This window comes from Pseudomonas sp. MWU12-2345 (assembly GCF_023242385.1).
In the GTDB taxonomy this organism is placed as follows: Bacteria; Pseudomonadota; Gammaproteobacteria; order Pseudomonadales; family Pseudomonadaceae; genus Aquipseudomonas; species Aquipseudomonas gingeri_D.
This window is the reverse complement of the sequence record NZ_JALLJA010000001.1, coordinates 1,257,305-1,283,176: the sequence shown is the minus strand read 5'-3', so window position 1 is coordinate 1,283,176 and position 25,872 is coordinate 1,257,305. Positions and strand designations below refer to the sequence as shown.

Sequence of the window (25,872 nt, the reverse complement as noted above, 5' to 3'; positions counted from 1 at the left end):
GTTTTGGCGGGGGCACTATCAAAGGAGACTGAGGGACAGACTGCTATCCAAGCAGCTCTTACCTCTAACAATAAGGAGCCCGACATGTCTGATGCGGACAACAGCCGCTTCGTCATTCGTGACCGCAATTGGCACCCCAAAGCCCTGACGCCTGACTACAAGACCTCGATCCTGCGTTCCCCGCGCCAGGCCCTGGTGAGCATTCCCCAGTCCCTGTCGGAAACCAGCGGCCCGGATTTTTCCCATTTGAAGATGGGCGTGCACGATAATGATCTGCTGTTGAACTTCAACCAGGGCGGCCTGCCCATCGGCGAGCGCATCATCGTCGCCGGTCGCGTCTGTGACCAATACGGCAAGCCGGTCCCGCATACCCTGGTGGAGATGTGGCAAGCCAATGCCGGTGGTCGCTACCGACACAAGAAAGACAGCTACCTGGCGCCCATCGACCCGAATTTCGGTGGCGTTGGCCGGGCCCTGACCGACCGTGACGGTCATTACAGTTTCCGCACGGTCAAACCCGGTCCGTACCCGTGGCGCAACGGTCCCAACGACTGGCGTCCGGCGCATATCCACTTCTCCATCAGCGGCCCGTCGATTGCCACGCGCTTGATCACCCAGCTGTATTTCGAAGGCGATCCGCTTATCCCCATGTGCCCGATCGTCAAGTCGATCGCCAATCCGGAAGCGGTGCAGAGCCTGATCGCCAGGCTCGATATGAGCCTGGCCAATCCCATGGATTGCCTGGCTTATCGCTTTGATATCGTTCTGCGCGGCCAGCGCAAGACCCACTTCGAAAACCGCTGAGGAGGCACGCACATGCCCGTTCAACTTCTGCCTGAAACCCCTTCGCAAACCGCCGGGCCTTATGTGCATATCGGCCTGGCGCTGGAGGCTGCCGGCAACCCGCCCCGCGAGCAGGAAATCTGGAACGAGATGGCCAAACCCGGTGCGCCGGGCGAGCATATTCTGCTGATGGGGCACGTCTACGACGGCAATGGCCATCTGATTCGCGATTCGTTCCTGGAGTTCTGGCAGGCCAACCACGAAGGCGTCTATGACAGCGATTACAACCTGGAAAAGCCCTTCAACAGCTTTGGCCGCACCGCGACCACGGATGTCGGCGAGTGGACGCTGAACACCATCAAGCCCGGCACGTTGAACAACGCCGCGGGGGTACCCATGGCGGCCCATATCAACGTTTCGCTGTTTGCCCGGGGCATCAATATCCACTTGCAGACCCGCCTGTACTTCGACGACGAGGCCCAGGCCAATGCGCTCGATCCGGTATTGAATCTGATCGAACAGCCGCAACGCCGTGAAACCTTGATTGCCAGGCGTTGCACGGTCGACGGCAAGCTGGCCTATCGTTTCGACATTCATGTCCAAGGCGAGGCGGAAACGGTGTTCTTCGACTTCTAAGGTTGTGGCTTGCGTGCAGTTGCAGGGCGCTTGCCGATGCAAGCGACCCGATAATAATAAGAAGAAGGAAATGTCTGTATGTCGTTATTAGCCCCTGTGCCTGTGGCGGGCACGCTTGATGTTCAGTTGTTGATCAACACCAAGCCACTGTCCAGCTATCAATGGCGGGTGGTGCTCCTGTGTTTCCTGATCGTCTTTCTCGACGGCCTGGACACCGCGGCCATGGGCTTTATCGCCCCGGCCTTGAGCCAGGACTGGGGCATCGATCGCGCCAGCCTGGGGCCGGTGATGAGTGCCGCGCTGATCGGCATGGTCTTCGGTGCCCTGGGTTCCGGCCCCCTGGCCGACCGTTTCGGGCGCAAGGGGGTGCTGGTGGTGGCGGTGTTTCTGTTTGGCGTGTTCAGTCTACTGTCGGCCTACAGCAGCAATATCGACCAACTCCTGGCCCTGCGTCTGTTGACCGGCCTGGGCCTGGGGGCGGCAATGCCCAATGCCACCACGCTGCTCTCCGAATACACCCCCGAGCGGCTCAAGTCGTTGCTGGTGACCAGCATGTTCTGCGGTTTCAATCTGGGCATGGCCTGTGGTGGGTTCGTCTCGGCGAAGCTGATTCCGCTGCTGGGTTGGCACAGCCTGCTGATGCTCGGCGGGATCCTGCCCCTGGTGCTGGCCGTGGTGCTGTTGTTCCGGTTACCGGAGTCGGCACGCTTCCTGGTGGTGCGCAATCGTGGCGTGGAGCGGATTCGCCAGGTGCTGGCGCCGATTGCGCCGCTGGAGGTCGCGGCGGCCACCGGCTTCAGCGTGCCGGAACAGACGGTGGTGCAGAGCCGCAACGTGCTGAAGGTGATTTTCTCCGGGGCTTATAGCGCCGGTACCTTGCTGCTGTGGCTGACCTATTTCATGGGTTTGGTGATCGTCTACCTGTTGACCAGTTGGTTGCCGACCCTGATGCGTGACAGCGGCGCGAGCATGGAGCAGTCGGCCTTTATCGGCGCGCTGTTCCAATTCGGCGGTGTGCTCAGTGCGGTGGGTGTGGGCTGGGCGATGGATAAATTCAACCCGCACAAGGTCATTGGCATTGCTTACTTGTTGGCCGGCGTCTTCGCCTGGCTGGTGGGGCAGAGCCTGGGCCATGTCAGTGTATTGGCCGCCTTGGTGCTGTTGGCCGGCATGTGCATCAACGGCGCGCAATCGGCGATGCCATCGCTGGCCGCGCGTTTTTACCCCACCCAGGGTCGCGCCACCGGCGTGTCGTGGATGCTCGGTATCGGTCGTTTTGGTGCGATCCTCGGGGCCTGGGCCGGGGCGACGTTATTGGGCCTGGGTTGGAACTTCGAACAGGTGCTGACCGCGCTGGTAGTGCCGGCGGCCTTGGCGACCCTCGCGGTGGTGATCAAGGGGCTGGTCAGCCATGCAGACGCGACCTGAGAGCGCCTCATTGTTTTTCATGAATCCTGGAGCTGTGGTTTGAACAGACCGACGAATCAACTTTTCGATGCCTATTTCACCCAGCCGGCGATGCGGGCGATTTTTTCCGATCAAGGCCGGTTGCAAGGCATGCTCGATTTCGAAGCCGCCCTGGCGCGCGCGCAAGCCAGCATAGGGTTGATACCCCAGGAGGTCGTTGGTGATATCGAAGCGGCCTGTAGCGCGCAGCTGTTCGATGTCGACGCGTTGGCCGTGGCCATCGGTAATGCCGGCAATTCGGCGATTCCGCTGGTCAAGGCGTTGGGCAGGAAGATTGCCGTGGCCAACCCGACCGCTGAGCGTTACGTGCATATGGGGGCCACCAGTCAGGATGTGATGGACAGTGGCCTGGTGCTGCAACTGCGTTCAGCCATCGCGCTGTTGGAAGGTGATCTGGGGCGTTTGGCCGATGCGCTCGCCGAGCAGGCCGCGCGCCACGCGAACACCCCGCTGGCCGGGCGTACCTGGCTGCAACAGGCGACACCCGTGACCCTGGGCATGAAGATCGCCGGTTGGCTGGGCGCTATCACTCGCCATCGCCAGCGTCTCGCTGAAGTCAAACCGCGTTTTCTGTGCCTGCAATTCGGTGGGGCTTCCGGCAGCCTGGCGGCCTTGGGCGACCAGGCTTTTACGGTGGCCGAAGCCCTGGCCGATGAGTTGAGTCTGCACCTGCCTGAGCAGCCTTGGCATACCCAGCGTGATCGCCTGGTGGAATTCGCCAGCCTGCTGGGGCTGATCGCCGGCAGCCTGGGCAAAGTCGGACGCGATCTCAGTTTGCTGATGCAGACTGAGGCGGGTGAGGTGTTCGAGCCGGCCGCGCCGGGCAAGGGCGGCTCCTCGACCATGCCGCACAAGCGCAATCCGGTCGCCGCGGCAGTCATGATCGGTGCGGCGACCCGGGCCCCCGGGCTGGTGGCGACGATGTTCAGCGCAATGCCGCAGGAACATGAGCGCAGCCTCGGCCTGTGGCATGCCGAATGGGAAACCCTGCCGGAGCTCTGTTGCCTGGTGTCCGGCTCGCTGCAACAGGCCTTGCAGGTGGTGCCAGGGTTGGAAGTCGACGCCGGGCGCATGCTGCAGAATCTGGAGTTGACCAAAGGGCTGGTGCTGGCGGAAGCCGTGAGCATTGCCTTGTCCCAGCGTATCGGCCGCGATGCGGCGCATCATCTGATCGAACAATGCTGCCGCCGTGCGGTGGAGCAGAGCGAGCACTTGCGCCAGGTGCTCGGCGCCGAACCGCAAGTGACCGCGCAACTGTCCGCCGAGGCGCTGGACCGCCTGCTGGACCCGGCTCATTACCTGGGGCAGTCACAGCGCTGGGTCCAACGCGCGCTGGCCGAACATCGCGCTTTCAAACCTTAGAAAAGGATCCTGCAATGGACGAACAGCAACGTTATGAAGCCGGCATGAAAGTGCGCCGCGAAGTGCTCGGCGATGCCCATGTGGATCGTAGTCTGGAACATCTGACGCCGTTCAATGGCGAGTTCCAGGAGATGATTACCCGACATGCCTGGGGCGATATCTGGACCCGCCCCGGGTTGCCACGGCACACCCGCAGCCTGATCACCATCGCCATGCTGATCGGCATGAACCGCGAAGGGGAGCTGCGCCTGCACTTGCGCGCGGCGAAAAACAACGGCGTGAGCCGCGACGAGATCAAGGAGGTGTTGATGCAGAGCGCGATCTATTGCGGCATTCCCGCGGCCAACGCCACCTTCCATCTGGCTGAGGCGGTTTGGGCGGAGATGGATGCCCAGGCGTGAGGTAGTGGTACTGCAGCGTCGTCATTAGCCATTTTCGGCACAATAGCGCCAGTGGTCGATGTCGCGGAATGGAACTTGCCTGAGCAACTGCCTGTAAGCCTTGTGTGCTCAACGGGAACCGTCCATGAACAATAATAATTCAGCCGTGGAAATCACCACGGCAACTTCGAGCATGCCTTCAGCGATTCAGCGATATCACACCCATGATATCGATCAGCATGCGCGTAACATGGGTGGCTGGCAGGTGCGTTACGACCAAATGACGCCAGGGCGCTTCGAGGGCGAGTTGATCGAATTCCGCGCCGGCTGGATGCAGCTGGTGCGCGACCGCACCAATCAGTCCATGCTCAAGAGTGGTAGCGCCTGGGCGGGGGCCATCACCTTCAGCGTGCCACTGAGCTCACAGGGTCCGGTGTTTTGTGCTGGGCATCCGATCCATGAGCAGAGCTTGCTGGTGGCTCATGGTGAGCATTTGCCTGACCTGCGCATCCCCGAACATCTGGACCTGTTGGGCGTGGCGGTTGAAATCCAGGCCCTGGAGCATGTCCTGGAGCGCCAGGACAGCAGGTTTCGAATTACCGATCTTCCCAGTTGTTACCGTTTGGGCACTTCCTCGGTGCAAGCCGAGCTGACGCTGCTGTTCGATGAGTTGGCGTGTGCTGATCAGGGGCGCGACAACCTGCTGGGTTATGAGGCGATTCGTCATGGGATCCGCGACGCGGTGATGGTGCGGTTGCTGGAACTGGTGGCCCCGGACCAGGCGCCACCCCTCAATCCGACGGCGCGCAAGCGCATGGTCGATCGTGCCCGGGAATATGCGCTGGGACATCTGGACGCGCCCCTGTCGATCCTCGACCTGTGCAATCACATCGGCGCCAGCCGGCGCAAACTCCAGTACTGTTTCCAGGAAACCCTGGGTATCAATCCCGTGGCCTACTTGCGGGCACTGCGCCTCAACGCGGTGCGCCGCGAGCTGGGTGACCGCCCCTATGAGCACGGGGTGCAAGAGGTGGCGGCACGTTGGGGCTTCTGGCACCTGAGTCGCTTTGCCAGCGATTACCGGACGCTGTTCGGCGAGACGCCATCGCAGACCTTGCGTCGCCATCAACTGTGCTGAAAACGGATAACCCGCTTCCCGGGACCGTTACTAGGATGGCCCACACCATTTGATTGGGAGGGGCATTCGATGAATCACCACAAGAATAATTCAAGCATTCGCCGCGTCACCTTGCTCACTTCGGCGCTGTTCGGTTTGTGCGCCACCGCGCAGGCGACTGAAAACGGTGCACCGACCACCGCCGTGGGGGTCTATGACTTCGGGGCGGGGATGATGCCGCCGGCCACGCCGTTCGGTACCCTGGGCCTGCGCACCGCCTTTTATTCGGCCCATGTGCAGAAAGACAGCCAGGGGCGCTCGGTGGACAACAAGTTCTCCCTCGACGTGCTGTCCCTCGGCCTGGCCTATATGCGCATGACGGACTATAGCGTGTTGGGTGCCAAATACGGCTTTGGCGCGGTGGTGCCTTTCTTCAAGATGGATGCCTCTCTGGAGGTGCCAACACCGGGCGGCCCATTGAAGCTGGCGGCCGATCCGTTCCGTATGGCCGATGTGCAGTTGCTGCCTCTGATTCTGCAATGGAACCTGTCGCCCAACCTGTTCATCAACACTCAGCTGCAGATCCAGACTCCCACTGGCGACTACGACAAGAACCGACTGGTTTCTCCAGGGCTCAATCACTGGACGTTTTCCCCCATCGTCAACGGCACCTACATCAGCGACAGCGGCTTCGAGGTGTCGTCGAGCTTTGAGCTGGACGTCAACACGCGCAACCCGGCCACCCACTACAAGAACGGCGTGGAGTACCGTCATGAGTTCGCCGTGGGTCAACACTTCGGCCCCTGGACAGTCGGCATCGGCGGGTATTACTACCGCCAGTTCACCGATGACGATGCCCCGGGCTTGACCCGCGGCAATCGTGCCCGGGTGCTGGCAGTGGGGCCGGCGCTCAGTTACTTCAAGCCGGGACTGCCGCCGTTCTGGCTGCACGTTTACAAAGAGCAGGGCGCGAGCAACCGCGCCGAAGGCTACACCGTCGCCTTGCGCGTTTCCCAAAGCTTCTGAGGGCCGGATCATGACCGATGTGCATTCTGCTTCGACTCTGCCGACGCCTGTCACGCGTCGGGCCAAGGGGGGCCGTGAAGGGCTGGTGCTGATGCTGGGCAGTAGCCTGACCATCATGGGCGCGGCGATGGTCGCGCCGATCCTGCCCAAACTGGGGGCCGAGTTCGCTCCGCTCAATCCCCAGGCCGGTGTGGTGCTGCCGTTGGCGGTGACCGGGCCGGCGCTGGCGATTGCCGTGTGCGCGCCCCTGGCCGGCTGGCTCGCCGATCGGGTCGGGCGCAAGGCGCTGCTGGTGTTCGCCACCGTGCTCTACGCCTTGCTCGGCGCGCTGCCGGCGTTGCTCGGGGATCTGCTCTCGATTGTTGCTGTACGCCTGCTGTTTGGGGTGGCCGAGGCCGCGGTGATGACCTGTTGCGCGGCCCTGATCGCCGACTATTGGCAGGGGGAGGAGCGCCTGCTCTACATCAATCGCCAGGTGGTCACCATCGGCCTGGTCGGCGCGCTGTTCTACGTCCTGGGTGGCGCTTTGGGCGAGCATTCCTGGCGCTTGCCGTTCCTTCTTTATCTACTGCCGCTGCTCTTGGTACCCGCCATGCTCAAGGTGCTCTGGGAACCGGTTCATGCTCAGCCGTCCGTTGAGGCACAAGGAGCGGAACGGGTGGCGGTCCTGCCGCTGGTTGTGGGTTATCTGCTGATCCTCGGCGGTATGGTTTTGTGCTTTGTGGTGCCGGTACAAACCCCCATTTTGCTGGTCGGTCTCGGCGTAACGTCGAGCACCCTGATTGGTTTGTCCGCCGGTCTGAGCCTGCTGGCGACCCTGGTCGGCTCTGTGGCGTGGCCACTGTTGCGTCGGCGTCTGGGGATCGCGGGTACCAACGGGTTATTGCTGCTGTTGCTGGGGATCGGATTGTGGCTGCTGATGCGCGGGCAAAGCTATGAGCAGGTGCTGTTGGCGGTGTTGATCCATGGCTTGGGCGCAGGGCTACTGGTGCCCAATGTCATGGCGCCGGTGATGGAGGCCCTGAGCGCTCGCACCCGTGGCCGGGGGCTGGGTGGCTTCACCGCCTGTCTGTATTTCGGTCAGTTCGTCAGCCCCCTGGTGGTGGCTGCCCTGGGTGTGTTTACCGGTGACTTGCGCCATTCCATCGCATGGCTGGCGCTTGCCAGTGTCTCTGCCGCGTTCCTTTGGGGGATTGCCGCGTGGGCGTGTCAGCGCTCGAATGCCGCCGCCGTATCCACCCCATCGTCCTTGAAATAGAGTCGGAGTATCAAGCATGCAAGATATCCAGCAACTGTTGGACAAAGAAGACGCCAGCGGCCTGGCCGCGTTGGTCAGGTGCGGCGACGTGCAGCCGGTGGAACTGCTCGATGCGGTGATCGAACGTCTGGAGAGGGTCGAGCCCCAGCTCAATGCGGTGGCAGAGCGGCTCTACGAGCAGGCCCGCGAAGCGGCGCTCGAGCCCGGGGGGCGGGAGGGGCTGTTTGCCGGTGTACCAACCTTGATCAAGGACCTGTTCGCACCGGTACGGGGAGCGGCGATGACCAATGGTTCGCTGGCCCTGGGCGCGGCGCGTGCCGATTTCGAGTCTGAGGTGGTGACCCGCCTGCGCCACGCCGGTTGCCTGATTGTCGGCACCAGCACGGCACCGGAGTTCGGTACCTCCTATTCCACCGAGTCGACGCGCTTCGGCGCGACTCGCAACCCGTGGAGTACCCGACACAGCGCCGGCGGCTCCAGCGGCGGGGCGGCGGCGTTGGTGGCGGCACGGGTGGTGCCTTTTGCCCATGGCAATGACGGCGGCGGCTCGTTGCGCGTGCCGGCGTCCTGTTGCGGGGTCTTCGGGCTCAAGCCCAGCCGTGGCTTGCTGCCCTCCGGACCGCTGATCGGCGAGGGCTGGGCGGGCATGGGGACCAACCACTGCATCACCTTGTCGGTGCGTGACAGCGCGGGGTTGCTCGATGCCACGGCCGGAATCGATCAGGGGGCGCCCTATGCCGCGCCGTTGCAGGCACGGCCTTATGTGACGGCCCTCGAGCAGGCGCCACGGCCATTGCGCATCGCCCTGGTGGATCAGCTCGGGCCCTGGCCGACCTCCATGGAGAGTCTGGCGGCGGTGCATCAGGCCGCGAGCCTGTGTGAGTCCCTGGGGCACCGGGTGGAGCCAGCTCGGTTGCCGGTGGTGCTGCCCGAGTTTCTCGACCAGGTGTTCACTATCATCGGTGCCAGCACGCAAAACTACGTCGATTTGTTGGGGAGGATGCGTGGTGCCCCTGTACAGCCTGAAGAGCTGGAGATCCGTACGCGCATCATTTTGCGCGACAAGGGTGGGGTCAGCGGCGCGCAATACGCGGCGGCGGTCGAGTGGATCCATGCCCTTGGCCGGCAATTGGCGCTGTTCATGCAAGATTACGATCTGATCCTCAGCCCGACCCTGACCCGTGAGCCGGTACCGATTGGTGAGTTGGATCTGCGGGACGCCAGCTTGAGCCTTGATGAATTGATCGAGCACTTCCACAGCTACTCACCGTTTACCGCGCTGTTCAATGCCAGCGGGCAGCCGGCAATGTCGGTGCCATTGCATTGGAGTGCGCAAGGCTTGCCCATGGGAGCGCACTTCGCCGGGCGCTTTGGCGAGGAGGCGACCTTGCTGGCCCTGGCCGCGCAGCTGGAGCAGGCCCGGCCCTGGCGCCAGCGGGTGCCGCCGGTGAATGCCTGCCTGCGCTAAGCCGGTAAACCGCTGGAGTCGACGTAGGGCGCGGTTTCCAGGGTGTGCCTCAGGTGTGCCGGCGTCAGCGGCTACTGCTGATAGACCTTCTTCAGCAGCCTGAGCAGTTCTTCGCGCTCCTGACTGTCGAGGGCGGAGGTGGAATCCAGATCGCTCTCGGTGGCGATCTGTTTCAGCTCCTTGAGCAGGGTCTCGCCGGCCTTGCTGAGAAAAATCCCGTAGGAACGCTTGTCCGGCTTGCAGCGCACCCGCACCGCCAGCGCCCGGCTTTCCAGTTTGTTCAGCAGCGGCACCACCTGGGGCGGTTCGATGGCCAGTGCCTTGGCCAGGTCGGCCTGCATCAGCCCGGGCGTCTGGTCGATGATCGCCAGGGCCGAGAACTGCGCCGGCCGCAAATCGTGGGCCGAGAGTCGCTCGATCAGGTTCTGGAACAGCTTCAACTGCGCCCGACGCATGGCATAACCGATCAGGTCGTCCAGGGCGGAGTCCAGTGGCGCTTGGGTTTCGGCGTTCTCGGCAGGGGGCTCGGGGGCGGCGGCAATCTTGGAAGACTTGGCCATTGCGGGATGGATCCTCAGGCAGGAGGTTAAGAAGACTATCTAGTTTGCCGTGGTTGCTCGGGGATAGCCATGATCTCTTGCAGATGTCCAGGCACCACACAATGTTCAGGGTTAAAAGCAATCAAGTTAATTTTGTTAATGGTTAATTGACATAACTAATTTTCAGGTTTAGTTTTTACTCATCTTCAAGCCCAGAACAAGAGAGCCCGCCATGAGCAATTACGAAGGTCGCTGGACTACCGTCAAGGTCGAAATCGAGGAAGGCATTGCCTGGGTGATTCTCAATCGTCCAGAAAAACGCAATGCCATGAGCCCGACCCTGAACCGGGAAATGGTCGATGTGCTGGAGACCCTGGAGCAGGATCCTGCCGCCGGGGTGCTGGTGCTGACGGGGGCCGGTGAAGCCTGGACCGCCGGCATGGATCTCAAGGAGTACTTTCGCGAAGTGGATGCCGGCCCGGAGATCCTCCAGGAAAAAATCCGCCGCGAAGCCTCACAATGGCAATGGAAGCTGCTGCGCATGTACACCAAACCGACCATCGCGATGGTCAACGGCTGGTGCTTCGGTGGTGGCTTCAGCCCGCTGGTGGCCTGCGACCTGGCGATCTGCGCCGACGAGGCGACCTTCGGTCTCTCGGAAATCAACTGGGGCATCCCGCCGGGCAACCTGGTGAGCAAAGCCATGGCCGATACGGTGGGGCATCGCCAGTCGTTGTACTACATCATGACCGGCAAGACCTTTGGCGGGCAGAAAGCCGCCGAGATGGGGCTGGTCAACGAAAGTGTGCCGCTGGCGCAGTTGCGTGAAGTCACCGTGGCGCTGGCGCGCAACCTGCTGGAGAAAAACCCGGTGGTCCTGCGGGCCGCCAAGCACGGTTTCAAGCGCTGCCGCGAACTGACCTGGGAGCAGAACGAGGATTACCTGTACGCCAAGCTCGATCAGTCGCGCCTGCTGGATACCGAGGGCGGCCGCGAGCAGGGCATGAAGCAGTTTCTCGACGACAAGAGCATCAAGCCCGGCTTGCAGGCGTATAAGCGCTGAAACACGTGGCGCGCAGCCGGCGCATCCGGTTGTGCGCCGCGCCCATGCCGCTTGAACGTATTCCCGATAATGACAATAAAGAGGAATCACCATGCTGGACGTGCCCCTGCTGATCGGCGGCCAGTCGTGCCCCGCCCGAGACGGTCGAACCTTCGAACGGCGTCATCCGGTGACCGGTGAGGTGGTGTCGCGGGTTGCCGCCGCCACCCTGGAAGATGCCGACGCTGCCGTGGCTGCGGCCAAGGCGGCCTTCCCGAGCTGGGCGGCCCTGGCTCCCAATGAACGACGTACCCGCCTGTTACGAGCGGCGGAGCAGTTGCAGGCCCGCAGCGCGGAATTCATCGCGGCGGCCGGCGAGACCGGCGCCATGGCCAACTGGTATGGCTTCAATGTGCATCTGGCGGCCAATATGCTGCGTGAAGCCGCGTCCATGACCACCCAGATCAATGGCGAAGTCATTCCCTCCGATGTCCCCGGCAGCTTCGCCATGGCCCTGCGCCAACCGTGCGGCGTGGTACTGGGCATCGCCCCCTGGAATGCCCCGGTGATCCTCGCCACCCGGGCCATTGCCATGCCATTGGCCTGTGGCAACACGGTGGTGCTCAAGGCGTCGGAACTGAGCCCGGCGGTGCATCGGTTGATTGGCCAGGTGTTACAGGACGCCGGCCTCGGTGATGGGGTGGTCAACGTCATCAGCAACGCGCCGCGGGATGCCGCCGCGATTGTCGAGCGGCTGATCGCCAACCCGGCGGTACGGCGAGTCAATTTCACCGGATCGACCCATGTCGGGTGCATCGTCGGCGAACTGTCGGCGCGTCATCTCAAGCCGGCGTTGCTGGAGCTGGGTGGCAAGGCGCCATTTCTGGTGCTGGCGGATGCCGACCTGGACGCGGCGGTGGAGGCCGCGGCCTTCGGCGCCTTCTTCAACCAGGGGCAGATCTGCATGTCCACCGAGCGCCTGGTCGTCGATGTCAAAGTCGCCGATGCCTTTGTCGCCCGGTTGGTGGCGAAGATCGCCACCTTGCCGGCGGGCAACCCCGACGCCGGGGATTGCGTACTCGGTTCCCTGGTGGACGCCAGTGCCGGCGAGCGCATCAAGTTGTTGATCGACGATGCCCTCGACAAGGGCGCCACGCTGCTCGCCGGCGGTCAATTGGAGGGCAGCATCTTGCAGCCGACCTTGCTTGACGGTGTCACCGATGCCATGCGCCTGTACCGCGAAGAGTCTTTTGGTCCGGTGGCCGTGGTGCTGCGTGGTGATGGCGATGAAGAACTGCTGCGCCTGGCCAACGATTCCGAGTTCGGCCTGTCGGCGGCGATCTTCAGCCGTGACACCGGTCGCGCCCTGGCCTTGGCCCAGCGGGTCGAATCGGGTATCTGTCATATCAACGGCCCGACCGTGCACGATGAGGCGCAGATGCCCTTCGGCGGGGTCAAGTCCAGCGGCTACGGCAGTTTTGGCGGCAGGGCGGCCATCGAGCATTTCACCCAGTTGCGCTGGGTGACGTTGCAGAACGGACCTCGGCACTACCCGATCTGAGGAGGACAAACCCATGAGTTCAGAATTCAGACCAGCGCCCCGGACCGAGGCCAGTACGCCGCGTTATCGCCAAGTGTCCATCGGCCATCCAGCGGTCGAGGTCAGCGAAGAGCAGGGCATCCTGTCCATGCGCTCCCTCGAACCCCTGGCCGAGTTGCCCAGGCGTTTGCTCGATCGCCTGGTGCATTGGGCCGAGGTACGTCCGCAACAGACCTTTATCGCGGCGCGTCAGGATGGCGGTGGCTGGCGGCGGGTGAGTTACGCCGAGATGCTCGACAGCGTCCGCGCCATTGCCCAGGGCCTGCTGGGTTATGGTCTTTCGGCCGAGCGGCCGCTGGCGATCCTTTCGGGTAACGACATCGAGCATCTGCAGATTGCGCTGGGGGCCATGTACGCCGGTATTCCCTATTGCCCGATCTCTCCGGCCTATTCGTTGTTGTCGCAGGATTTCGCCAAGCTGCGGCATGTCTGCGATCTGTTGCAGCCGGGGTTGGTGTTCGTCAGTGATGTCGCCGCCTTCCAGCGCGCGATAGACGCCGTGTTACCGGTCGAGACGCCACTGATCAGCGTCCGTGGCGAGATGCCGGGGCGCCGACAGAGCCGCTTTGCCAGCTTGCTGCAACAACCCGGCGCGGCCGAAGCCGAAGCGGCGTTCGCCGCCACCGGGCCCGACAGCATCGCCAAGTTTCTGTTTACCTCGGGTTCCACCAAGCTGCCCAAGGCGGTGGTCACGACCCAGCGCATGCTCTGCGCCAACCAGCAGATGCTGTTGCAGACCTTCCCGGTGTTTGGCGAAGAACCGCCGGTGCTGGTGGACTGGCTGCCGTGGAATCACACCTTCGGCGGCAGCCACAATGTCGGTATCGTGCTGTACAACGGCGGGACCTTTTACCTGGACGACGGCAAGCCCACCGTCCAGGGCTTTGCCGAAACACTGCGCAACCTCAAGGACGTGTCGCCCACCGCCTACCTGACCGTGCCCAAGGGCTGGGAGGAACTGGTCAGCGCCCTGGAGCAGGACGCTGAGTTGCGCGAATGTTTCTTCTCGCGCATGAAACTGTTCTTTTTCGCCGCCGCCGGATTGTCCCAGCGGATCTGGGACCGCCTGGACCGGGTTGCCGAAGCGCATTGTGGTGAACGTATTCGCATGATGGCCGGGCTTGGCATGACCGAGGCGGCGCCGTCCTGCACCTTCACCACCGGGCCATTGTCCATGGCCGGGTACATCGGCTTGCCGGCGCCTGGTTGTGAGGTGCGCCTGGTGCCGGTGGATGGCAAGTTGGAGGGGCGTTTTCGCGGGCCGCACATCATGCCGGGTTACTGGCGCGCGCCGCAGCAGACCGCCGAAGTCTTCGATGAGCAGGGCTTCTACTGTTCCGGCGATGCCCTCAAGCTCGCGGATCCGCGAGACCCGGAACTGGGCCTGATGTTCGACGGGCGGATTGCCGAGGACTTCAAGTTGTCTTCCGGGGTCTTTGTCAGTGTCGGCCCCTTGCGCAATCGCGCGGTGCTCGAAGGTTCGCCCTATGTCCAGGACCTGGTGGTGGCCGCGCCGGATCGCGAGTGCCTGGGGGCGCTGGTCTTTCCACGCTTGTATGAGTGTCGACGTCTGGCCGCCTTGAGTCCGCAGGCCAGCGATGTCGAGGTCCTGGCCAGCGTGCCTGTGCGCCTGTGGTTCAGCGACTGGCTGCAACGGCTCAACCGCGATGCCACCGGTAATGCCAGCCGCCTGGAATGGATCGTGCTGCTCGATGAACCGGCCTCCATCGATCGCGGTGAAATCACCGACAAGGGCTCGATCAATCAGCGTGCGGTGTTGCAGTGGCGCGCCGCCAAGGTCGAAGCGCTGTATCGCGGCGAAGAGCCTTCGATCCTGCGTGCCGGGTCTCAACCGTGAACAGCGTGGGGCAGTATTCGAGTTTTCGCGATGTGGCGATTTTCGAAGCCCTGCGCACGCCCTGGGTCGATCTCGGCGGGGCCTTGGCCCAGGTCTCGCCGATCGACCTGGGGATCAAGGTCGGGCGCGAGGTGCTGGCCCGCGCCGCTATCGATCCGACAGCGGTGGACAGCGTACTCGCCGGTTCCATGGCCCAGGCCAGTTTCGATGCCTACCTGCTGCCCCGCCATATCGGCCTTTACAGTGGCGTGCCGCAAGGGATCCCGGCGCTGGCGGTGCAGCGCATCTGCGCCACCGGCTTCGAGCTCTTGCACCAGGCCGCCAGGCAGTTGGACGACGGTGTGCAGTTGGCCCTGTGCGTGGCGGCTGAATCCATGTCGCGCAATCCGATTGCCGCCTATGTCCACCGCGACGGTTTCCGCCTCGGTGCCGCCGTGGAGTTCAAGGACTTTCTCTGGGAAGCGCTCTATGACCCGGCGCCGGGTCTGGATATGATTGCCACCGCCGATAACCTGGCCCAGCGCTATGGCCTGAGTCGTGAGGTGGTGGATCGTTATGCGCTGGATAGTCATCAACTGGCGCTGCAGGCTCAGGCGGACGGCTGGTTTACACCTGAGCTGGTGGCGCTGGGCAATGAACGCTTTGAGCTGGCCGGCTATCAGGCACGGGGTATCCAGTTGCCACGGGGCGTGGAGCGGGTGACGCGGGACAGTCATCCGCGGCCTACCGATCTGACGGCCTTGAGCCGCTTGCGCTCGGTGCATGACGGCGGTGTGCAAACGGCCGGCAACAGTTGCGCGCTGGTCGATGGCGCGGCGGCGGCGCTGGTGGGGCGAGCGTCTTGGGCTTTTCGTCCGGTGCTGGCCCATTTGCTGGCCAGTACCGTGGTAGGTGTGGCGCCGGAATTCATGGGCATAGGGCCAGCGCCGGCGATCCAGTTGCTGCTGCAGCGCAGCGGGCTGGCCCTGGCCGATATCGACTTGCTGGAAATCAACGAGGCGCAGGCGGCCCAGGTACTGGCCGTGGCCCAGTTGCTGGGGCTGGATGGCGACCGACTCAACCGACGGGGTGGCTCGATCGCCTTGGGCCACCCCTTGGCCGCCAGTGGTTTGCGCCTGGTGCTGAGCCTGGCCAGGCAGTTGCGCGAGGGCAATCTGCGTTATGGCATCGCGGCGGCGTGTGTCGGCGGCGGGCAGGGCATGGCTTTGCTGATCGAAAATCCCGAGTATCAAGGCTGAAGCAAGGCATCGCTGCCTTTGCCGGTATGCAGCCCGATCCGTAAACAGCGCCCTGCAGTCAGCCCAGACCTTGCGTTACTATGGCAACCCACCTTTCTGGAAGTTGCCTGGATGAGTAAGCCCGGTCAAACGGTGCTGGTCGCGCTGCGCAAGATGATCGCCTCCGGCGAATTGGCGGCTGGCGAACGGCTGATGGAAAACCCCACGGCGGAGCTTTTCGGTGTCTCGCGGATGCCGGTGCGCATGGCGTTCCGCACGCTGGAGCAGGAAGGCCTGTTGGTGCGTTTTGGCGGGCGCGGGTTTCAGGTGCGCTCCGTCAATCCCGATGATATTGCCGGTGCGGTCGAAGTGCGGGGCGTGCTCGAAGGCCTGGCGGCGCGCCAGACCGCCGAGCGGGGGCTTTCGGACGAAGCCCGGGCGAGCCTTGAACAGTGCCTGTCGCAAGGTGATCAACTGTTCGACAAAGGGTTCGTGACCATCGAGGACCTTGAGCTCTATCACGATCTCAACATGCGTTTTCACCAGGTGATCGTCGAAGGCAGCCACAACCCGGCCATCGCCGACGCCCTGGCGCGCAACGACCATTTGCCTTTCGCCTCGGTGACCGCCCTGGCGGTTGACCGTGACGACATGGTTCGCGAGTACCGGCGTTTCAACTATGCGCACATGCAGCACCATTCGGTGTTCGATGCGCTGGTCAACCGCCAGGGCGCGCGTGCCGAAGCCATCATGCGCGAGCACGCCAACGCCACGTTGCGCTATGCCGAGATCTTCGGCTCGGCGGCGGCCGAAGAGCGGATGAAGGTTATTCTCCGCTCCTGATTCCAGCCTTGCCGGCTGCACTGATGGACACCTGAGCACTGACCTCGGACGGAGTCGAGGTGGGCGAGGGGAGCCTGACATCCAATTGTCATTTTTTGATCGCGAAAACGCCATGTCCCTTGAGTAATGTCGCTCTCAATGAGATCGATCTCAAGCGAGCAAAAATGACTGATTTGAAAGAGGTTGCACAACTGGCCGGTGTTTCGCGGGCGACCGCGGCGCGAGCCTTTGCCTCCCCTGAAGTGGTGCGTCCAGCGACTCGAGAACAAGTATTCGCCGCAGCGCGTGAACTGGGTTTTCGGCCCAATCGTCTCGGCCGCCAACTCCGTCTGCAAACCACCAAACTGATTGGCGTTGTGGTTCCCAATCTGCTCAACCCGGTGTTCGCCGAGCAATTCCAGGCGATGGAGCGCGCTGCGCGCTTACGCGGTTACAACCTGTTGCTGGCAACCACCGACTACAGCAGCGAACGTGAAAGCGCGGTGGTCGAGGAATTGTTGCGTCAGCGCGTCGATGGTCTGGTCCTGACGGTCACGGATGCCGATCGGAGCCGGGTACTGCAAAGCCTTGCCAGGGAAGACACGCCCTTTGTACTGGCCTACCACCAACCCGGCAATCCTGACCACAGCAGCGTGTCCGTGGATAACCGCGCGGGCATGGCGCTGGCGACCCGTTATCTGCTGGAAGCGGGGCATTGGCGGATCGGCATGGTCGCGGGGCCCGCCTTGCAGTCCGACCGCGCTCGCCTGCGTTACGCCGGTTATTGCGATGCGATGCGTGAGGCCGGTCTCGACCGCTTGCCAGTGATCGAAATGCCCGCCCACACCCAGGCTGACTTTGCCGCTATCGAGCCGTTCCTACATGGCCCGCAAGCGCTCAGTGCGCTGGTCTGTTCCAACGATTTGCTGGCAATCAGCCTGATTGCGCAACTGCGACGTAACGGCTGGAACGTACCTCGGCAGCTCTCGGTCATCGGCTTTGACGGCATCGCCCTGGGCACCCAGATACACCCGACATTGTGCAGTGTCGTTCAACCCATCGCGACGCTGGCTTATACCGTGATCGATCAGTTGCTGGCGCAGATCGCCGGCGCCGCACCGGCTTCCCATTGCCTGCCTTGTCATATCCGGCCAGGCGAAAGTACTCAGCCCTACGAGGAGACATTTGATGATCCGCATCAGTAAAACCCTGGCCGCTTTGCTGCTGTGCGGCGTGGTCAACCTGGCGCAAGCCGCGCAAACGGCCATCTGCTACAACTGCCCGCCGGAGTGGGCGGACTGGGGCACCCAACTGAAGGCGATTGCCGATACGACTGGCGTGCAGGTTCCGCAAGACAACAAAAACTCCGGTCAGTCACTGGCGCAATTGGTCGCCGAACAGGCCGCCCCGGTGGCTGACGTGGTGTATTACGGCGTCACCTTCGGCTTGCAGGCGCAAAAGGCCGGGGTGGTTGGCATGTATAAACCCAAGGGCTGGGAGGAGATTCCCTCCGGCCTGAAAGACCCGGAAGGCCACTGGTTTGCGATTCATTCCGGCACGTTGGGCATCATGGTCAATGTCGATGCGCTGGGTGGCCTACCCGTGCCACAAAGCTGGAACGACCTGCTTAAACCGGAATACAAAGGCATGGTGGGCTACCTCGATCCATCCAGTGCGTTCGTCGGTTACGTGACGGCGGTGGCCATCAACCAAGCCATGGGCGGCAACCTGGATAACTTCGCTCCAGCCATCGATTACTTCCAGAAACTGGCGAAAAACGCACCCATCGTGCCCAAGCAGACGGCCTACGCCCGGGTGTTGTCCGGTGAGTTGCCGATTCTGGTCGATTACGACTTCAACGCTTATCGAGCGCGCTACAAGGACAATGCCAACGTTGCGTTTGTGATTCCCAAGGAAGGCAGCATCAGCGTGCCTTACGTCATGAGCATGGTCGGCAATGCCCCGCATCGGGCCAATGCCGAGAAGGTCTTGGATTTCGTCCTGTCCGATCAAGGCCAGGCGTTGTGGGCCAAGGCCTACCTGCGGCCCGTGCGAGCGATAAAGATGCCTGCGGATGTCGCCGCACAGTTCCTGCCGGACAGCGATTATGCCCGGGCTGGCGTGGTCGATTACGAACATATGGCGGCGGTGCAGGAAGTCTTTTCCGCACGTTATCTGAGTGAGGTCAAGTAAGTGATGGCTTCGCAAGTCAAAGCCCGGGAAGGCCGCTCGGCCTGGACCTTGGTGCCACGCTTGCGGCCGACCGCTGCCTGGGCGCTGGCGCCGGCGGCCGCCGTGCTGTTCGCGTTCTGGTTACTGCCACTGGCGCATCTGATTATGCTGGGTGGGCAAAGTCGCGATGGCAGTGACAGCGGCTATTGGCAGGTGCTGAGCAGTGCACAATACCTGGGCAGTCTGGCGCAGACCTGCATGCTGGCCCTGGTGGTGACCCTCGCGGCGCTGCTGGTGGGCGGCGTCAGCGGGGTGTTTCTCTCGCGCCAGCGCTTCTTCGGCCGTTCGGCCCTGGTCGCCTTGTTGACCTTTCCACTGGCGTTTCCCGGCGTGGTGGTCGGCTTTCTGGTCATCCTGCTGGCCGGCCGCCAAGGGCTGTTCGCCAGCCTTGGTCTTGAGCTGGCGGGTGAGCGCTGGATTTTTGCCTATTCGCTGACAGGGCTGTTCGTCGGCTACCTGTACTTCTCGATTCCGCGAGTGATTCTCACCGTGATGGCGGCGTGTGAGAGCCTGGATCGCAGCCTGGAAGAAGCCGCTCATTCACTGGGCGCGGGTCATTGGCGAGTGGTCTGTGATGTCATCGTGCCTGGTTTGGCGCCGGCGCTGGTCTCATGCGGGGCGATCTGCTTTGCCACGTCCATGGGCGCCTTCGGCACGGCGTTTACGCTAGGCACGCGGCTGAATGTAACGCCGGTAGCGATTTACAACGTGTTCACCAACTACGCCAATTTTGCGCTGGCCGCCGCGCTGTCGGTGGTGTTGGGCGTGCTGACCTGGATCGTTTTGTTGCTGGCCCGCACGTTGGTCAAACCTTCGAGGACGGTCTTGTGAAGCGCTCAACGCTGTTTGTCGGGCAACTGCTGTTTACCTTGCTGGTTTGCGCTTTCATGCTGGTCCCGGTGCTGATGTCACTGCTGGCCGGGTTGACGCGTAATTATTTCCAGGGGATATCCAGCGGCCTCACATTCGCCTGGCTGGTGCAAGTCTGGCAGGCTTATTCGCCGACCGTCTGGCTGTCCCTGGAACTGGCCGTGGCTTGTGCGCTGTGTGTCTGTGTGGTTGGCGTGCCGGCGGCTTATGCGCTGGTACGGATGGACAATCGCTTCAGTCGCGCGTTCGAGGAGCTGATGGTGCTGCCCGTGGCGATGCCCGGTTTGGCCAGCGCTTTGGCACTGCTGCTCACCTATGGTCAGTTTGGCGGGTTTCGCGGCAGTTGGTTATTCATTCTCGTCGGTCATGTGCTGTTCACCCTGCCGTTTCTGGTGCGTCCGGTGATGGCGGTGATGCAACGCCAGCATCTACCGGTCCTGGAAGAGGCGGCGGCGAGCCTGGGCGCGGGGCCGATCCGGCGTTTCTTCAGTGTGGTGCTGCCCAACTGCCGGGCGGGGATTCTCGCCGGGGTGTTGATGGTGGTCACCCTGTCGTTGGGTGAGTTCAACCTGACCTGGATGCTCCACACGCCGATGACCAAGACATTGCCGGTGGGCTTGGCCGACAGTTATGCCTCGGCCCGGCTGGAAGTCGCCAGCGCCTACACCCTTATATTTCTGATGATGATCGTGCCGCTGCTTATCGCGCTGCAGGCCATCAGCAGCCGTCTTTCCCGTGGAGAAAAACGATGACCGGAACCACCATTCGCCTTGAGGGTTGTCGCAAGGCGTTCGCTGATGGCACCGTTGCCGTGCATGACCTGGACCTGAGCATCGAGGCGGGGGAAACCCTGGCGGTTCTTGGCCCGTCCGGCTGCGGTAAAACCACTACCCTGCGCCTGATCGCCGGTCTGGAACGTCCAGATGCAGGGCGGATTTTTTTGGGCGACGATGATGTCACGCACCTGCCCATCGAGCGCCGCAATGTGGGCATGGTGTTCCAGAACTACGCCTTGTTTCCGAATTTGGATGTGGCCGGCAACATCAGCTACGGCCTGAAAATTCGCGGTATGTCGCCCGCCGAACGCAACAAGCGTTGCGCGGAACTGCTGGAGCTGGTCGGCCTGGATGAGCATGGTAAACGCAGTATTCACGAGCTGTCCGGCGGTCAGCGCCAGCGGGTCGCTCTGGCCCGTGCCCTGGCACCGCGACCTCGGGTGTTGCTGCTCGACGAACCCTTGGCGGCGCTGGATGCGCAGTTGCGTGAGCGCTTGCGCAGCGAGTTGGATCAGCTGTTGCGCAGCCTGGGAATCACCGCCGTGTTCGTCACCCACGACCAGGGCGAAGCCATGGCGTTGGGGAATCGCATTTTGGTGATGGAGCAGGGCCGCGTCGCGCAATTGGCCAGTCCGCGGGAAATCTACCAGCAGCCAGCCAATGCTTTCGTCGCCAGCTTCGTGGGCAACCTCAATGCTTTTTCGGTGATCGAGCGCACGACCGATGGCTTGAAAGTCAGTGGCGGTGAATTGCCATGGAGCGGCACCCGTCTGCCCGCCACCGTGTATTGCCGCCCCGAACATCTGCGGGTGATGGACTGCCAGGGGCATCTACGTGGACGTCTTGTCGGCCAGTTTTTCCAGGGGGCGCAAAGCCGTCTGCTGGTGGATGTCGGCGCCCCCCAGCCGTTGTTGGTGGACAGCACCGATGGCGTGATTTACGGGGCCGGCGCCATGCTTGCCTTGGCCATCGAACCACAAGTGTTGTTCACCCTGCATCAGTGATCAGAGATCAGTCTTTTGAACCGTCCATTTCTCGTTGCGCAGATCAGCGATCTGCATCTTAAAGCCGGTCAGAAACTGACCTATGGCGTCGTCGATACCCTCGGTGCATTGCATCGTGCTGTCGATCATCTGAACGCCAGCCGGCCGCGCCCGGATATTGTGGTAATCAGTGGCGACCTGGTGGACTTCGGTCGCCCCGACGAATATGCCGTGCTGCACCCTGAGCTCGCGCGCCTGCACATGCCTTTCTACTTGGTGCCCGGTAACCACGACAATCGGGAGCATTTGTTGGCGGCATTCGCCGATCACACCTACTGGCCGAGAGTGGCCGGTGAACCACTGGATTGGGTGGTCGAGGAGCATCCGCTACGCCTTATCGGTCTGGACACGAGCATACCCGGCGCCCATGGCGGCCAGTTGCAGGACCGTCAGTTGCATTGGCTCGATGAACAACTGGCCCGTCGCCCCGAGGCGCCGACGCTATTGGTTCTGCATCATCCGCCGTTTATCAGTGGCATTGGCCATATGGACCGCGAGCCGTTCATCAACGCGATGGCCCTGGAGGGGCTCATTGCCCGTCACCCGCAGGTCGAGCGGTTGTTGTGCGGACACCTGCATCGGCCGATGCAGCGGCGTTTCGGCGGCAGCCTGATTTGTGTGTGCCCCGGTACCTCACATCAAATCGTGCTGGATCTGCAGCCCACCGCCCCGGCGCATTTCAACCTGGAACCGCCGGGGTATCTGTTGCATCACTGGCATGAGCAGGCGTTGGTGACTCACAACGGCGTGTTTGGTGAGTATCCCGGGCCGTATCCGTTTTATGACGCAAATGGATTGATTGACTGATAACTAGAGATCGAGCACCAGCAGTGGCGTTTTCGAACGCGAGCAGCAAGGGGTGAACTGGTCGTTGGCGGCTTGTTCACCTTCGGTGAGGAACAGGTCGCGATGTTCCGGCACGCCCTCCAGAACCCGAGTCAGGCAGGTGCCACAAATACCTTGTTCGCATGAAATGGCGATCTCGATACCGTTGTCTTGCAGCACCTGCACCACGCTCTTGTCGGCAGGCACCTCGAAGGTTTGGCCGCTGCTGGCGATCCTGATCGAGAAGCTGCCGTCGGCGCCAGTGTCGATGGGCGCGGCGGCGAAGTACTCGCGATGCAGGCAGGGCTCCTGCCAGCCCGAGGCCTTGGCCGTATCCAACACGTGCTGCATAAAGCCACCGGGGCCACACACATACACATGAACGTCGTCTTCGGGCGCGGCCAGGACCTTGGCGGCGTCCAGCGCCGTCTCGGGTTCCTGATCGAAATGCAGGAACACCCGGTGGGCAAACGGCGAGTGTTGCAACCGTTCGATAAAGGCCGCGCGGTCCCGCGCACGGGCGCAGTAGTGCAGTTCGAAATCCGCACCGCTGTGTGCCAGGCGTTCGGCCATGCAGAGGAGCGGGGTAATGCCGATTCCACCGGCGAACAGCAGGCTGCGCCTGGCCTCATGGACCAGTGGAAACAGATTGCGCGGCGCGCTGATCGACAGGCGCGTACCAGGCCGGATCTGCTCGTGCATGGCCCGTGAACCGCCTCGGGAACCCGGGTCCTTGAGTACGCCGATCAGGTAACGATGGCGCTCTTCGGGGTGGTTGCACAGGGAGTATTGTCGGATCAGGCCGCCAGGCAGATGCACATCGATATGGGCGCCGGCGCTGAAGGCCGGCAGTGGTTGGTCGTCGACACTGGCCAACTCGTAGCTGCAGATGTCCTGGGCTTCGTCGTGGCGCGAAACCACTCGCACTTCGATCATGTCAGTGACTCCTGTGGGGCTCGTTCCCGGGCGATCAGACGCTCCAGGACTCGGCGCGACTGCACGCCGCCGGCGTCGATATTGAGCTTTAGCAGGTTACGCAGGGGATGGTCGAGCAGGTTCTGTTGCTGGCGTTCGAGCATCTCCAGATCTTCGCTGAAAATCTTGCCCTGACCCTCGCGGATGCTCGCGGTCAGGGCTTCGTCCCGGGGGTTGAAGTTGCGTGCCATACCCCAGAAGTACCAGATCGAGGTCTCGGTTTGCGGGGTGATGAAGTCGACGACGATGCTCGACGCCTTGAACTGCGGATCGGCGTGATAACCGCCTTTGCCGGCGTGGGCCACGCCGACTTCGATCAGCACATGACTGGGGGGGCTGAAGCGGCAGATCTGCCAGCGGTCAACCGGCACATCATCGGCCAGGTTGTTGCCGCGCAGGGCCATGCGCCAGAAGGGCGGTGCCAGGATGTTTTCCATGTGGCGGGCGGTGATCACCTCGTCGCCCTCGACCGTGGTGATCGGCGCGACCTCATCGATTTCCTTCTGGCCGATGCTGGATGCATGCACGTAGGTTTCGTGGGTCAGGTCCATCAGGTTGTCGATCATCAGGCGGTAGTCGCACTGGATATGAAACAGGCCTCCGCCATAGGCCCACTGGTCGCTGATCGCCCATTCCAGATGAGGGATCAGCGCGGCGTCGGCCTGCTCCTGATCGCCGGGCCAGACCCAGACAAATCCGTAGCGCTCGACCACGGCGAAGGTCTTGTTGCAGGGGAATCCCCGGACCCGCTGCCCCGGCATTTCCACGGTCTTGCCATCGCAACCCATCACCAGGCCGTGATAACCGCACACCAGTTGGCCGTTCTCGACGTATCCCAGTGACAGCGGAGCGCCGCGATGGGGGCAGAAGTCCTCGACGGCCGACACCTGGCCTTCATGGCCACGGTAAAAAACCATCTTCTCACCACAGATCTGACGGCCCAGGGGCTTGTCGAGTTCATCAGGCGTACAGGCGACGTACCAGGTGTTCTTGAGATACATGGCGATTCTCCCAGCTTTTTTTGTATTTAGTGGATCCATTAGGATTGTTTTGTGCGATTAAAGTCAAACAAAAAATGCTTTTTACTTTTCAATGGATCCACTGGATCGTTTGACGCACGCCTGAACCGCACAGCGCCAAGGCATTAATTAACCTTATTAATTATTTTATTGACTAAATAAATAGTCTTGGTTAATTATTCTCCTGCATCTGCTCTCACGCAGAGTCATTTCCAGGGGCAACCCCATGAGTCAGAACCACCTGCCTTTGCTGGCCAGTCTTTATGTCGAGGCCAATGAGTCTTCAGCCGACGGACCTGTCGCGTCGTCACTCATGCAAGGTTTTCCGGCCGAACCGGAACATCGCGTCACCTGGTCCAACTGGATGAGCCCGCCGTTCAACCAGTGGGGGTTTCGCAACCTGGCACGCCTGCGTCCGTCCATCGATGTGCAGGCCAACCCAGGTACGACCGGTGTCTTGAAGGAGGCGCCACTGGCGCTGGATGAGCTGAGTTTCGTCAGTGAATGCGGCCTGGGCATCAGCGTCATCGATCACCTTGTGGCCAGTCACACCGACGCATTCCTGGTGATGCAAGGCGACACGGTGCTCTTCGAGCGGTACTTCAACGGCCAGCAGCGCCGGGATCGGCACGTCATGTTCTCGGTTACCAAGTCGCTGATCGGCACCCTGGGGGAGCAACTGGTCTGCGAGGGCACCCTCGACCCGGCATTGCCCGCGGTGCATTACGTGCCGGAGCTGCTGGGCGGCGCGTTTGCCGATGCCAGCGTGCGGCAGCTGTTCGACATGGCCGTGGGCATCGAATACAGCGAGGTCTATGACGACCCCAATTCCGAGAGTTCACAGTATGGCTACGCCTGCGGTTTCCAGCCGACCCCGCCGCAGTACGCTCAGTTCGAGTCGCTTTACCAGTACCTGCCGTCCCTGCGAAAGCGCGGTGAGCATGGTGGTTTTTTCCACTATGTGACCGCCACCACCGAAGCCCTGGCCTGGGTGATGGAGCGCGCCTCGGGCAAGTCCTGCGACCAGTTGCTGCAAGGCATCTGGAGCCAGTTGGGTTGTGAGCGCGACGGCTACTTCATGGCCGACCCCTGGGGCCGTGGTGTGGCGGGGGCCGGTTTCAGCGCCACCCTGCGGGACATGGCACGTTTCGGCCGCCTTTTGGCCAATGAGGGGCGGCAGGACGGCCGGCAGTTGCTCTCGAGCGAGGCCATCGCGTGCATCGTCGACGGTTCCGATCCGGCGATCTACGCCGCGAACCCCGAGTTCTCCAGATGGACACCCGGCGCGTCCTATCGCAGCCAGTGGTACGTCTTCAACGACCACAGTCAGGCGCTCATGGCCGGTGGTATTCATGGCCAATACCTGTTCATCGACAAGCCATCCGGCGTGGTGATCGTCAAGCAGTCATCACTGCCCGATGCCGTCGGCCCATTCGATGCCGACAGCGTGCGCATGCTGCGCGCCATCGCCGGCCATCTGAGTCGTTGAGCACCGCTTTAAAACAACAACGTTGCGAATCGATTCACCCGACCCGAAGGGGTCTTGGCGGCGTACTG

Annotated in this window: 24 protein-coding genes; 21 read left to right on the top strand and 3 right to left on the bottom strand. The window is 62.4% G+C overall.

Annotated features, from left to right (window positions below; all coding sequences use genetic code 11):
• Nucleotides 1-84 precede the first annotated feature (84 nt).
• The 9 genes from pcaH (at nt 85) to M5C71_RS05355 (ending at nt 9,497) form a co-directional block, all read left to right on the top strand.
• Nucleotides 85-804: a protocatechuate 3,4-dioxygenase subunit beta gene (pcaH, locus tag M5C71_RS05395; RefSeq protein WP_103496965.1), complete on the top strand. Its 720-nt coding sequence runs from the start codon at nt 85-87 to the stop codon at nt 802-804.
• A 12-nt stretch (nt 805-816) separates the two neighbouring features.
• Nucleotides 817-1,419, top strand: a complete 603-nt coding sequence (gene pcaG / locus M5C71_RS05390; RefSeq protein WP_103496964.1) for a protocatechuate 3,4-dioxygenase subunit alpha — start codon at nt 817-819, stop codon at nt 1,417-1,419.
• A gap of 78 nt (nt 1,420-1,497) precedes the next feature.
• Complete coding sequence (locus M5C71_RS05385) at nt 1,498-2,847, top strand: MFS transporter (protein ID WP_103496963.1); 1,350 nt, start codon at nt 1,498-1,500, stop codon at nt 2,845-2,847.
• A gap of 39 nt (nt 2,848-2,886) precedes the next feature.
• Nucleotides 2,887-4,248, top strand: a complete 1,362-nt coding sequence (locus tag M5C71_RS05380; protein WP_283093914.1) for a 3-carboxy-cis,cis-muconate cycloisomerase — start codon at nt 2,887-2,889, stop codon at nt 4,246-4,248.
• 14 nt (nt 4,249-4,262) lie between these two features.
• Complete coding sequence (pcaC, locus tag M5C71_RS05375; RefSeq protein ID WP_103496961.1) at nt 4,263-4,649, top strand: 4-carboxymuconolactone decarboxylase; 387 nt, start codon at nt 4,263-4,265, stop codon at nt 4,647-4,649.
• Between the two features lie 124 nt (nt 4,650-4,773).
• The gene (locus M5C71_RS05370; RefSeq protein ID WP_103496960.1) at nt 4,774-5,766 is read left to right on the top strand and encodes a helix-turn-helix domain-containing protein; all 993 of its coding nucleotides are present in this window, start codon (nt 4,774-4,776) and stop codon (nt 5,764-5,766) included.
• A gap of 69 nt (nt 5,767-5,835) precedes the next feature.
• Entirely contained in the window at nt 5,836-6,771 is a 936-nt protein-coding gene (locus tag M5C71_RS05365; protein ID WP_103496959.1) for a transporter, read from the top strand.
• Between the two features lie 10 nt (nt 6,772-6,781).
• Nucleotides 6,782-8,029, top strand: a complete 1,248-nt coding sequence (locus M5C71_RS05360; RefSeq protein ID WP_248767393.1) for an MFS transporter — start codon at nt 6,782-6,784, stop codon at nt 8,027-8,029.
• A 16-nt stretch (nt 8,030-8,045) separates the two neighbouring features.
• Nucleotides 8,046-9,497, top strand: a complete 1,452-nt coding sequence (locus M5C71_RS05355) for an amidase family protein (RefSeq protein WP_103496957.1) — start codon at nt 8,046-8,048, stop codon at nt 9,495-9,497.
• Between the two features lie 71 nt (nt 9,498-9,568).
• Here M5C71_RS05355 and M5C71_RS05350 read toward each other — a convergent pair whose 3' ends face one another.
• Nucleotides 9,569-10,057: a MarR family transcriptional regulator gene (locus M5C71_RS05350; protein WP_103496956.1), complete on the bottom strand. Its 489-nt coding sequence runs from the start codon at nt 10,055-10,057 to the stop codon at nt 9,569-9,571.
• Between the two features lie 211 nt (nt 10,058-10,268).
• Here M5C71_RS05350 and M5C71_RS05345 point away from each other — a divergent pair, with 211 nt between their 5' ends.
• From M5C71_RS05345 to M5C71_RS05295, 11 genes are all read left to right on the top strand, one after another.
• A complete protein-coding gene (locus tag M5C71_RS05345; protein ID WP_177098776.1) occupies nt 10,269-11,099 on the top strand; it encodes a p-hydroxycinnamoyl CoA hydratase/lyase in 831 nt (276 codons plus the stop codon).
• Between the two features lie 91 nt (nt 11,100-11,190).
• Complete coding sequence (locus M5C71_RS05340; RefSeq protein WP_103496954.1) at nt 11,191-12,639, top strand: aldehyde dehydrogenase; 1,449 nt, start codon at nt 11,191-11,193, stop codon at nt 12,637-12,639.
• A gap of 13 nt (nt 12,640-12,652) precedes the next feature.
• Nucleotides 12,653-14,536, top strand: coding sequence for a feruloyl-CoA synthase (locus M5C71_RS05335; protein ID WP_248767392.1), 1,884 nt, complete (start codon nt 12,653-12,655; stop codon nt 14,534-14,536).
• Nucleotides 14,533-15,774, top strand: coding sequence for a thiolase family protein (locus M5C71_RS05330; protein WP_248767391.1), 1,242 nt, complete (start codon nt 14,533-14,535; stop codon nt 15,772-15,774). The genes M5C71_RS05335 and M5C71_RS05330 overlap by 4 nt, the downstream gene beginning before the upstream one ends.
• 111 nt (nt 15,775-15,885) lie before the next feature.
• A complete protein-coding gene (locus M5C71_RS05325; RefSeq protein ID WP_103496951.1) occupies nt 15,886-16,596 on the top strand; it encodes a GntR family transcriptional regulator in 711 nt (236 codons plus the stop codon).
• 164 nt (nt 16,597-16,760) lie between these two features.
• A complete protein-coding gene (locus M5C71_RS05320; RefSeq protein ID WP_177098771.1) occupies nt 16,761-17,780 on the top strand; it encodes a LacI family DNA-binding transcriptional regulator in 1,020 nt (339 codons plus the stop codon).
• Nucleotides 17,764-18,768, top strand: a complete 1,005-nt coding sequence (locus M5C71_RS05315) for an ABC transporter substrate-binding protein (protein WP_177098770.1) — start codon at nt 17,764-17,766, stop codon at nt 18,766-18,768. The genes M5C71_RS05320 and M5C71_RS05315 overlap by 17 nt, the downstream gene beginning before the upstream one ends.
• 3 nt (nt 18,769-18,771) lie before the next feature.
• Complete coding sequence (locus M5C71_RS05310; RefSeq protein ID WP_177098769.1) at nt 18,772-19,638, top strand: ABC transporter permease; 867 nt, start codon at nt 18,772-18,774, stop codon at nt 19,636-19,638.
• The gene (locus tag M5C71_RS05305; RefSeq protein WP_248767390.1) at nt 19,635-20,429 is read left to right on the top strand and encodes an ABC transporter permease subunit; all 795 of its coding nucleotides are present in this window, start codon (nt 19,635-19,637) and stop codon (nt 20,427-20,429) included. The genes M5C71_RS05310 and M5C71_RS05305 overlap by 4 nt, the downstream gene beginning before the upstream one ends.
• On the top strand, nt 20,426-21,457 hold the full coding sequence (locus M5C71_RS05300) for an ABC transporter ATP-binding protein (protein ID WP_177098767.1): 1,032 nt from the start codon (nt 20,426-20,428) through the stop codon (nt 21,455-21,457). The genes M5C71_RS05305 and M5C71_RS05300 overlap by 4 nt, the downstream gene beginning before the upstream one ends.
• 15 nt (nt 21,458-21,472) lie before the next feature.
• Nucleotides 21,473-22,303 carry a phosphodiesterase gene (locus M5C71_RS05295; protein WP_248767389.1) on the top strand — a complete coding sequence of 277 codons (831 nt, stop codon included), beginning with the start codon at nt 21,473-21,475 and terminating at the stop codon, nt 22,301-22,303.
• 3 nt (nt 22,304-22,306) lie between these two features.
• On the opposite strand, the gene M5C71_RS05290 is transcribed toward M5C71_RS05295, so the two are convergent.
• Nucleotides 22,307-23,257 (bottom strand): PDR/VanB family oxidoreductase, encoded by a 951-nt coding sequence (locus tag M5C71_RS05290; protein WP_248746175.1) that lies wholly within the window; start codon nt 23,255-23,257, stop codon nt 22,307-22,309.
• Nucleotides 23,254-24,297, bottom strand: a complete 1,044-nt coding sequence (locus M5C71_RS05285) for an aromatic ring-hydroxylating dioxygenase subunit alpha (RefSeq protein WP_177098764.1) — start codon at nt 24,295-24,297, stop codon at nt 23,254-23,256. The genes M5C71_RS05290 and M5C71_RS05285 overlap by 4 nt, the downstream gene beginning before the upstream one ends.
• 244 nt (nt 24,298-24,541) lie before the next feature.
• On the opposite strand from M5C71_RS05285, the gene M5C71_RS05280 reads away from it, so the two are divergent.
• A complete protein-coding gene (locus M5C71_RS05280; RefSeq protein WP_248767388.1) occupies nt 24,542-25,804 on the top strand; it encodes a serine hydrolase in 1,263 nt (420 codons plus the stop codon).
• Nucleotides 25,805-25,872: the final 68 nt, after the last annotated feature.